Below are 9,697 nucleotides of genomic sequence, written 5' to 3' on the forward strand. Positions count from 1 at the left end.
CCTCACCCGTCCGTCTTTCCGGCCGTCCTTGCGGGCACGCCCGGCTCGCTGTCCCCCACCCACCCGTCGTGCCCACCGGCTGAGGTTGCGTCTCCCTGATGTCGAGTCACCACACCGCGCCCGCGCGGGAACCAGCGCGGCTACCGTCGTACTCCAACGTGTATTCGTCCGACGCCGAGGGGGCGTACGCGGCATGAGTCTGGGAGACGATCGGGAGGGGCAGACCCGCACCCGGCTGCCCGACGCCGGTGGCGACGTGTACGGGGGCGCGCGCAGAGGGGGGCGCTCGTCGTCCCGCAGCATGATCACGGTCGTCGGCGTGGTCGTGCTCCTCATCGCCGCGATCGCCTTCGCGAACCGTGGAGGCGACGGTTCCGGCGCGTCCGCCGGCGACGAGAACAAGCCGGACGCCTCGTCCACGGCGGCCACGGGCACGCGCCCGGTCAAGGGCAAGTCCGCGGGGATCCCGGGCGGGTACGCCCATGACGAGCAGGGGGCGCAGAGCGCTGCCGCCAACTTCGCCGTCGCCCTCGGCTCGGCCGACATGTTCGACAAGACCAAGCGCGACGACATCCTGCGGACCATCATCACGCCCGCCCGCGTCCCGGAGTTCGAAGCCAGCCTCGACCAGGCCTACACGGCGGCCTTCTACAAGAACGTCGGCCTGAACGAGGACGGCTCCACCCCGGCGGGCTACACGTTCGTCTCCCGTACGAGCCCGATCGGCACCAAGGTCGTCGCCGCCTCCGCCGACAGCTCGACCGTCGAGGTCTGGTGCAGCGGCCTGCTCGGCCTGGCCGGTGAGAAGTCGACGAGCCCTGTCACGAGCAGCTGGTTCACCATCACCATGAAGCTCGAGTGGGCCGGTGGCGACTGGAAGATCGTGACGCACTCCCAGAAAGACGGCCCCACACCGGTCCCCGGCGATGAGCGGGCCTCCAGCGCCGACGAGATGGCGAAGGCCGTCCAGGAGTCCGGAGGGTTCACGTATGCCCGCTAACCGCAGCGCCCTCAGGGTGGCCGCTGTCCTCACGGCCGTACAGACCGCCGCCGTCCTCATGGCCTCGCGTGCCTACGCGGCACCCACGCCGACCCCGAGCAACGACCCCTGCGACCTCATCCACGGCCCCGCCAAGGACTTCTGCGAGAAAGACAACGGCGGCGGATCCGGCGGAGGCGGCGGCACCCCCTCCCTCACCGACCCCACCACCACCCTCGACCCCCTCTCCTCCCTCGCCAAGGGCTGTGCCGACGCCGCCGCGTGGACCGTCGACCGGCTCAGCGAGGCCGTGAAGGAGACCGCGACGGTCGACTTCACGAACCTCACCTTCCTGAAGCACTACGCCATCGTCTTCGCCGCGTCCGCCATCCTCACCCTCCTCCTGTGGCTGCTGGCCGTCGCCAAGCGCGCCGTGCGCGGTGTGCCGTTCGCGACCGCCCTGTCGGAGGCCATCGGGTTCCTGTGGCTCACGGTGCTGGCGTCCGCCTTCACCCCCCTGATCCTCTACACCGTCGTCTCCGCGACCGACGGCGTCAGCGACGTCCTGGCGAAGGCGACCGGCAACCAGACCGACACGTTCTTCGGCACGTTCTCCGAGGCCCTGGAGAAGGGCGACGACATCGGCGGCGGCCCGATCATGCTGATCCTGGTCTCGCTGATCTCGATCCTCGCCGCCGGCGTCCTCTATCTGGAGCTCTACCTCCGGGCCGTGCTGCTGTACGTCGGCGCCCTGCTCGGCGTCGTCGTGTACGCCGGGCTCGTCGACAAGGACCTGTGGGGCCACGTCCGCCGCTGGGCCGGCATCATGATCGCCGTCATCCTGGTGAAGCCGGTCATCGTCATCGTCCTCGGCCTCGCCGGCGCCCTCGCCGCGGAGGAGGGCCCCGACTCCCTCGCCGCCGTGGTCTCCGGCCTCGCGATCATCCTGCTCGCGATCTTCGCCTCGGCGATGATCTACCGCTTCGTGCCCGGCTTCGGCGACGAGATCGCGAACACCCGCAACAACCGCATCATGCGCGGCGCCGAGAGCAAGGCCGCCGCCGTCATCAGCTCCCCGGCCACCCTCGTCGCCCAGGGCATCAAGACGCACAGCTCCCGGGCCGACAACAACGGCGGCGGAGGCGGGGCCAGCACCCCCCGCCCGTCCAACCCGGCCTCCGGCGGCGTCGCCGCCCACAGCTCGCGCTCCTCGAACGGCGGCGGATCTGTCCCCTCCGCCGCACCCGCCCCCCGTTCGAGCAGCCCGGTGAACACCCCGCACGCAGGCAACACCCGCAGCAACCGTCCAGGAGGTGACGGGCGTTGACGACCGAGTCCCACGTGTCCCATCCGGTCACGCCCCGCCGTACCTATCTCATCGGCCGCGCCCGGCCGAACGCCATCGTCGGCCGCAACCGCGAGTCCGGCGAGATCGCGCTGATCATCGCCGGCGCGTTCCTCGGCATGATGTGCGGCCTCCTCGTCCCCAGCCTGTCCCTGCGCATCGTCCTGCTCATGGGCTTCCCGCTGCTCGCGCTCGCCGCCGTCTACGTGCCGTACAAGCACCGGACGTTCTACAAGTGGTTCGAGATCAACCGCAGCTACAAGCGCACCCTGCGCCGGGGCACCACCTACCGCTCCTCCGCCATGGAGGCCGGCACCCGCATCGACGGGCGTGAGGTCGAGGTCGGCCCGCCGCCGGGCATCGGCCGTATCACCTGGCTGGCGGCCCCGTTCGGGCCCGACGAGATCGCCGTGCTGCTCCACGCCGACCGCCGGACCGTCACCGCCGCCATCGAGATCGAGGGCCCCGGCGTCGGCCTGCGCGACTCCGAGGACCAGGAGGCCCTGGTCGACCGCTTCGGCACCCTGCTGAAGCACGTCGCCAACAACGACGGCTTCGTGACCCGTCTGCAGATGCTGGCCCGCACCCTGCCCGCCGACCCCGACGCCCACGCCAAGGACGTCGCCGTCCGCGGCGACGACCGGTCCCCGGCCTGGCTGCAGCAGTCGTACGACCAACTGCAGTCCATGGTGTCGACGAGCAGCGAGCAGCACCGCGCCTACCTCGTCGCCTGCATGCACTACACCCGCGAGCTGGCTGCCGAGGCCCAGGCGATGGCCCGTGCCGCCCGCCCGCACGGCCGCGGCAAGGTCGACCGGGACGCCGGGCTCGCCGTGGTCATGGCCCGCGAGCTGACCGACATCTGCTCGCGCCTGCAGGAGGCCGACATCCGCGTCCGCCAGCCCCTCGGCCAGGGCCGGCTGTCGTCGCTGATCCACTCCATGTACGACCCGGACCACCCCATCGACCACATCCAGGCCATGACCCGGCGCAACGCCTGGCCGGCCGAGCTCGACGCCATGGAGCCGACGTTCCTCCAGGCGAAGACCCGTGAGTCCTCCACCCGCGCGCCCTGGTGCCACGCCACGGCCTGGGTGAAGGAGTGGCCGATGACCCCGGTCGGCGTCAACTTCCTGGCGCCGCTGCTCGTCCACACCCCGGACGTCATCCGCACGGTCGCCGTCACGATGGACCTCGAACCCACCGAGATCGCCATCGAGCGCATGCTCACCGAGAAGACCAACGACGAGGCCGAGGCCAGCCGCGCAGCCAAGATGAACCGCACGGTCGACCCCCGCGACATCGCCGCCCACAACCGTCTCGACCAGCGCGGCGAGGACCTCGCGAGCGGCGCCGCCGGCGTCAACCTCGTCGGCTACATCACCGTCTCATCCCGCTCCCCCGAGGCCCTGGCCCGCGACAAGCGGACCATCCGGGCGTCGGCCGGAAAGTCGTATCTGAAGCTGGAGTGGTGCGACCGCGAGCACCACCGGGCATTCGTGAACACACTCCCCTTCGCCACCGGCATTCGGAGGTAGGACCTGATGCGGGACCCGCTGTCCGTCCTCACCGACGCCTTCACGTCCTTCCTGTTCGGGAAGGTCGAGACGACCCGGCCACCGGTGCGCACGTCCACGGGCCAGGCGCAGGCGGTGTACCTGCCGACCGCCGCCCCCGGTCTCGGCGACTCGGGCGTCATCATCGGCCGCGAGGTGTACTCCGGGAAGGGCTACATCTACGACCCCTTCCAGCTGTACGGCCAGCAGCTCCCGGCCCCGCACTGGCTGGTCCTCGGCGAGTCCGGCAACGGCAAGTCGGCGCTGGAGAAGACGTACGTCCTGCGCCAGCTCCGCTTCCGCGACCGCCAGGTCGTCGTCCTGGACGCCCAGGGCGAGGACGGCGTCGGCGAGTGGAACCTCATCGCCGAGCAGCTGGGTATAACGCCGATCCGGCTGGACCCGACGGCCGCCCTCGACCACGGCATCCGCCTCAACCCCCTCGACCCCTCGATCACGACGACGGGCCAGCTCGCGCTGCTCCGCACGATCATCGAGGTGGCGATGGGCCACGGCCTGGACGAACGCTCCGGCTTCGCCCTGAAGGTCGCGCACGCCTACGTCAACGAGACCATCGTCGAACGGCAGCCGGTCCTCACCGACATCGTGGAGCAGCTGCGCCACCCCGAACCGGAGTCGGCGGAGGCGATGAACGTCGCCATAGACGACGTACGGGCGTGGGGCCTGGACGTCGCGCTGGTCCTGGACCGGCTGGTCGACGGTGACCTGCGGGGCATGTTCGACGGCCCCACGACGGTCGGCATCGACCTGGACGCGCCGCTCATCGTGTTCGACCTGTCCCACATCGACCGCAACTCCATCGCCATGCCGATCCTCATGGCGATCGTCGGCGTGTGGCTGGAGCACACGTGGATCCGCCCCGACCGGAAGAAGCGCATCTTCCTGGTCGAGGAGGCCTGGCACATCATCAACAGCCCGTTCGTGGCACAGCTGTTCCAGCGGCTGCTGAAGTTCGGCCGCCGGCTCGGTCTGTCGTTCGTCGCCGTCGTCCACCATCTGTCCGACGTCGTCGACGGCGCGGCGGCCAAGGAGGCCGCGGCCATCCTGAAGATGGCGTCGACCAGGACGATCTACGCGCAGAAGGCCGACGAGGCACGGGCGACCGGACGCGTGCTCGGCCTGCCCCGCTGGGCGGTGGAGATCATCCCGTCGCTCACCCCGGGCATCGCGGTCTGGGACGTCAACGGCAATGTGCAGGTGGTCAAGCACCTGATCACGGAGTCCGAACGCCCGCTCGTCTTCACCGACCGCGCGATGACCGAGTCGTCCGCCGACCACCTCGCCCACGACGCCCTGCGCGCCGCCGAACTCGAGGCGGAGGAACGGGCGGCGGCCTTCGTGGAACAGCATCTGGGCGACTCGGAATCGACGGTGGCGTAGGGGGAGGCGAGCGTGAGACCGGACGACCGCGGGGAGCGCCGGGACCGGGAGGGCCAGGGAGGCATTCCCGACGGCCTGCTGATCGGCATACTCGGCTTCCTCCTCGGCATGACCCTGATGGTGTGGACGGCGACGGGCCTCGCGGGCCTGTTCGCACACGGGTCGTGGCCGGACGGCGTCACGATCCCCCGCACACCGCTCGCCATGCGCTCCCTGATCGGCGACGCCCACGACCTCGCGGGCGCCTGGCCGGACACCCCGGCGGACCAGCTGTCCGGCTACGGGCTGTTCTGGGGGCTGTTCATCGGCCAGTTGATGGTGCTGGTCGTACTCACCGTGTTCGTGATGGGCACGCTGGCCCGCTGGCGCGCCGTCCGGGCCGCCCGCCGCGCCGGACACCCGTACGCCGGACGCGTACGCCGGGACACTCCGCCCCACGAGGTGCCGGCCCCGCGCACGGAACCGGAGCCCGCGCCGGAGGCGGTACGCCCGGCGCCGGAGGCCGTGCGGCCGACGCAGGAGCCGCGGCAGACCGCACCCGCCGTGGAGCGCCGGCCGGAAGCCGTCGCCGGGCAGCACCCGGAAGCGATCGCCGGGCCGGCCGCCCCGCTGGGGAACAAGGCACCCTCATTGGCCGAGAAGGCCCTCGCGCCCCTCCCGGACGCCCTCACCACCCGCGACACGCTCCTCGTGGCGCCCAGGGACGCCCGCCTGCGCAGCGCCGTCCAGGCCGTCCTCGACGCCGAGGGCGCCGCACTCGTCGTCACGTCCAACCCGGCGCTCTGGCAGGACACCAAGGACGCCCGCGGCAAGCTGGGCCCCGTCCTCCTGTACGACCCCAGCCACCTGTGCGACACCCCGGCCCGCCTCCACTGGTCCCCCACCAGCGGCTGCGAGGACAAGGCGACGGCCGCCGCCCGGGCCGCCTCACTGCTCGCCCCGGTCCGCCCCACCTCCCGGCTGGACCAGGCGCTCGGCGACACCGCCGAGACCCTGCTGCGCAGCTATCTGCACGCCGCCGCCGTCGACGGCCGCACCGTCCGGCACGTCCACCGCTGGTCCCAGGGCACCCAGATCCAGGACGCCGTCCGCATCCTGCGCACGCACCCGAAGGCCGCGGCGGGCTCCGCGGGCGAGCTGGAGGCGGCCCTCACCGCTCACCCGGAACGCCGGGACATGGCCCAGGAGTTGACCACCCGGGCCCTCGCCGCCCTCTCCCGGGTCAACATCCGGGAGTCATGCACGCCCCACCGAACCGACACCCTCACCCTGGATTCCTTCGTCCACGAAACGGGCACGCTTTACGTGGTGGGTGAATCCATCGAGGATCCCAGAGCCGAACCGGGCGCCATGCCCCTTCTGACGGCCCTGGCCGCAAGCGTGGTCGAGCGCGGCCGGCGCATGGCCGAACGGTCATCCTCCGGTCGCCTCGACCCACCAATGACGCTCGTCCTGGACGACGTCGCCGCCGTGGCTCCGCTTCCCCAGGTGCCGGAGCTGCTGGCCACCGGAGCGGACCGGGGTATGCCGACCCTGGCCCTGCTCCGGTCCCGCGAACAAGCCCGCTCCCGCTGGCCGCACGCCGAACTCCCCGGCTGAAGCGACTCCCCGCCCGTGGGCCGGCCGATCAGGGCCGCTCGATGACGAACTCCAGCTCGCGCATCTCCTCGTCGCCCCCCGGCCCCCCGAGCGGCATGACCACACCGCTCGGCTCGAAGCCCACCCGCCGGTAGAAGCGCTGGGCCCGCGCGTTGTCCTCGTGCACGATGAGCCGGACCCGCTCCGCGCCCCGCGACCAGGCCCACTCCAGGGCGGCGTCGAACAGCACGTCCGTCAGCCCGCTCCCGCGCTCCTCGGGCCGTACGAACACCCCGACGACATGCCCCTGCTTGAGCTCCACCGGCAGCCCGGCCCAGTCCGTCGTGCCCGGCTCCTCCATCAGCACGGTGGCCGTACCGACCCACACCCCGTCCGGCCGCTCGGCGATGATCTGCTGCGCCCCGTCGGCCCCCTCGCACGCACCGGCCGCCCGCTCCTGCCAGTAGGCGTCCGACCGGGTCAGGGCGTCCTCGTACGTCTCCAGGAACGCCAGGTGCGCGACCGGGTCCTGGAGGGCGGCGAGACGCAGCTCCTTCACGGCCGGCCACTCGTCCGCCCGTATCGACCTGATCACATAGCTCTCGGAGCCGTTGGTGCACATGACGGCAACCGTAGTACCCGGGTACGACATCGCTCATCCGGAATACGCCCCACGCCTCTGGGACCGGCCGCGAAGAACCCGCACGATGGACGACGTGACGGAGCAACCAGCCACCGGGGCACGCACGGCCGAGCCGCTGACCCAGTACGTCCAGCGCGTCAGCCGCCGCGTCCGCGCCTTCGACGCACGCCGTCCGCTCGTCTGGGACCTGCACCTCACCGGTTTCTGGGTGACGGCGGCCCTGATCGACTACTACGGCGGCGGCTGGCTCACCGTCACCCGCGCCCCCGACAGCCCCCGCTGGCTCGTCCTCACCCTCAGCCTGGGCCTGTCCGTGCCGCTCCTGTGGCGCCGCACGCACCCGCGGACCGTCCTCCTGGCCCTGACCCCGTTCGCCCTCGTCAACGCCTGGACGGGCATCCTCCTCCAGGCCGTCATGCTGCACCTGCTGGTCGTCTTCCACATCGCGCTGCGCCGCCCGGCCCGCACCCTGTGGTGGGCGGCGGCCCTGCTCACCGCGACCGCCACGGTCACGGCCGTACGTCATCCGCAGGGCGGCGGCCCGGACCAGGCGATCGTCCCCGTCCTCATGACGTTCGCCGTGGCGACGGCCATCGGCATCACCGTCCGCACCCGACGCGACCACACCGAGACCCTCGAGGACCGCGCCCGCCGTCTGGAGATCGAACGCGACCAGCAGGCCCGGCTCGCCGCCGCGGCCGAACGTGCCCGGATCGCCCGGGAGATGCACGACATCATCGGCCACAACCTCTCCGTCATCACCGGCCTGGCGGACGGCGGCAAGTACGCCGCCGCCAAGTCCCCGGAGCGCGCGCCCCAGGCCCTGCACGCCATCGCCACGACCAGCCGTCAGGCCCTCGGCGAACTGCGCCGCCTCCTCGACGTCCTGCGCGAGGAGGACCACCCCGACGAGACCTCGGGCCTCCCACTCGCCCCTCAGCCGGGCCTCACCGACCTCGACCAGCTCGTCGGCGGCGTCCGCGCGGCCGGCCTCCCCGTCGACCTCACGGTCACCGGCACCCCGACCCTCTCCCCCGGCCGCCAGCTCACCGTCTACCGCGTCCTCCAGGAGTCCCTCACCAACACCCTCAAACACGCGGGCCCCGGCACCACCGCTCACATAGAGCTGTCGTACGAGGAGAGGGGCGCCGTCACCGCCACGGTCACCGACACCGGCCGGGGCGGCCCCGCACCGGGCCCGGACGGCCGCGGCCTGCCCGGAATGCGCGAGCGAACGGCCCTGTACGGCGGCACACTTGAGGCCGGCCCGCACCCGGCGGGCGGCTGGCGCGTCCATCTGAGCCTCCCGGAGGAACCCCCGCAGTGACCACCGTCCTCATCGCCGACGACCAGACCCTCCAGCGCTTCGGCTTCCGCATGCTCCTGGAGAGCCAGGACGACATGACCGTCCTCGGCGAAGCCGCCAGCGGCAGCGAAGCGGTCCGTATGACGGCGGAGTTGAACCCGGACGTGGTCCTGATGGACGTCCGTATGCCCGGCCTGGACGGCATCGAGGCGACCCGCCGCATCACGGCGGCCGGAGACCGCACCCGGGTCCTGATCCTGACCACGTTCGACCTGGACGAGTACGCCTACGCCGGACTCCGCGCCGACGCCTCGGGCTTCCTGGTGAAGGACGCCCAGCCGGAGGAACTCCTCGCCGGCATCCGGGCGGTGGCCACGGGCGACGCGGTGGTCGCCCCCAGCGTGACCCGCCGCCTCCTGGACGCCTACGTCCATCACCTGCCGTCGGGAGCTCCCGAGAGGGCCCCTGTGGTGACGGGTGAGGACCCACGCCTGTCCGCCCTCACCGAACGCGAACGGGAGATCCTCACCGTGGTGGGCCAGGGCTGGACGAACAATGAGATAGCGACGCGTCTGCACCTCGCCGAATCGACGGTGAAGACCCACGTGGGCCGCATCCTGGCGAAGACGAATTCCCGAGACCGCATCCAGGCGGTGATCCTGGCCTACGACACGGGCCTGGTGCACCCGTCATAAACAACTCCGGAAAAGCTCCGGAAATGCAGAAAGGGCCCACACCGTAAGGTGTGAGCCCTTTCCCAAAAATTGTTCGGCGGTGTCCTACTCTCCCACAGGGTCCCCCCTGCAGTACCATCGGCGCTGTAAGGCTTAGCTTCCGGGTTCGGAATGTAACCGGGCGTTTCCCTCACGCTATGACCACCGAAACACTA

The 9,697-nt window shown here is 71.5% G+C and carries 8 protein-coding genes and 1 rRNA gene; 7 read left to right on the forward strand and 2 right to left on the reverse strand.

Annotated elements, in window-relative coordinates:
• The first annotated feature begins 193 nt into the window (after positions 1–193).
• The 5 genes from KBY32_RS21530 to KBY32_RS21550 are packed head-to-tail and all read left to right on the forward strand — an operon-like array spanning position 194 to position 6,880.
• Positions 194–1,000, forward strand: a complete 807-nt coding sequence (locus tag KBY32_RS21530) for a hypothetical protein (RefSeq protein ID WP_210981220.1) — start codon at positions 194–196, stop codon at positions 998–1,000.
• Positions 990–2,306: a hypothetical protein gene (locus KBY32_RS21535; RefSeq protein WP_210981221.1), complete on the forward strand. Its 1,317-nt coding sequence runs from the start codon at positions 990–992 to the stop codon at positions 2,304–2,306. Before KBY32_RS21530 ends, KBY32_RS21535 begins: the two co-directional genes overlap by 11 nt.
• Positions 2,303–3,862, forward strand: coding sequence for an SCO6880 family protein (locus tag KBY32_RS21540; RefSeq protein WP_055624820.1), 1,560 nt, complete (start codon positions 2,303–2,305; stop codon positions 3,860–3,862). The genes KBY32_RS21535 and KBY32_RS21540 overlap by 4 nt, the downstream gene beginning before the upstream one ends.
• 6 nt (positions 3,863–3,868) lie before the next feature.
• The gene (locus KBY32_RS21545) at positions 3,869–5,281 is read left to right on the forward strand and encodes an ATP-binding protein (RefSeq protein ID WP_055624821.1); all 1,413 of its coding nucleotides are present in this window, start codon (positions 3,869–3,871) and stop codon (positions 5,279–5,281) included.
• A 12-nt stretch (positions 5,282–5,293) separates the two neighbouring features.
• Positions 5,294–6,880 carry a type IV secretory system conjugative DNA transfer family protein gene (locus KBY32_RS21550; RefSeq protein WP_210981222.1) on the forward strand — a complete coding sequence of 529 codons (1,587 nt, stop codon included), beginning with the start codon at positions 5,294–5,296 and terminating at the stop codon, positions 6,878–6,880.
• A 28-nt stretch (positions 6,881–6,908) separates the two neighbouring features.
• On the opposite strand, the gene KBY32_RS21555 is transcribed toward KBY32_RS21550, so the two are convergent.
• A complete protein-coding gene (locus tag KBY32_RS21555; RefSeq protein WP_247689758.1) occupies positions 6,909–7,481 on the reverse strand; it encodes a GNAT family N-acetyltransferase in 573 nt (190 codons plus the stop codon).
• An 85-nt stretch (positions 7,482–7,566) separates the two neighbouring features.
• Here KBY32_RS21555 and KBY32_RS21560 point away from each other — a divergent pair, with 85 nt between their 5' ends.
• Positions 7,567–8,829 carry a sensor histidine kinase gene (locus KBY32_RS21560; RefSeq protein ID WP_210981224.1) on the forward strand — a complete coding sequence of 421 codons (1,263 nt, stop codon included), beginning with the start codon at positions 7,567–7,569 and terminating at the stop codon, positions 8,827–8,829.
• A complete protein-coding gene (locus KBY32_RS21565; protein ID WP_210981225.1) occupies positions 8,826–9,503 on the forward strand; it encodes a response regulator transcription factor in 678 nt (225 codons plus the stop codon). The genes KBY32_RS21560 and KBY32_RS21565 overlap by 4 nt, the downstream gene beginning before the upstream one ends.
• A gap of 71 nt (positions 9,504–9,574) precedes the next feature.
• On the opposite strand, the gene rrf is transcribed toward KBY32_RS21565, so the two are convergent.
• Positions 9,575–9,691, reverse strand: a 5S ribosomal RNA gene (rrf, locus tag KBY32_RS21570).
• Between the last annotated feature and the right edge of the window lie 6 nt (positions 9,692–9,697).

It is taken from the genome of Streptomyces sp. RK62 (genome assembly GCF_018070255.1).
Taxonomy (GTDB): domain Bacteria; phylum Actinomycetota; class Actinomycetes; order Streptomycetales; family Streptomycetaceae; genus Streptomyces; species Streptomyces nigra.

Coding starts and splice junctions, on each gene's coding strand:
- KBY32_RS21530 (WP_210981220.1), top strand. CDS start 194: ATGAGTCTGGGAGACGATCGGGAGGGGCAGACCCGCACCCGGCTGCCC.
- KBY32_RS21535 (WP_210981221.1), top strand. CDS start 990: ATGCCCGCTAACCGCAGCGCCCTCAGGGTGGCCGCTGTCCTCACGGCC.
- KBY32_RS21545 (WP_055624821.1), top strand. CDS start 3,869: ATGCGGGACCCGCTGTCCGTCCTCACCGACGCCTTCACGTCCTTCCTG.
- KBY32_RS21555 (WP_247689758.1), bottom strand. CDS start 7,481: ATGTGCACCAACGGCTCCGAGAGCTATGTGATCAGGTCGATACGGGCG.
- KBY32_RS21560 (WP_210981224.1), top strand. CDS start 7,567: ATGGACGACGTGACGGAGCAACCAGCCACCGGGGCACGCACGGCCGAG.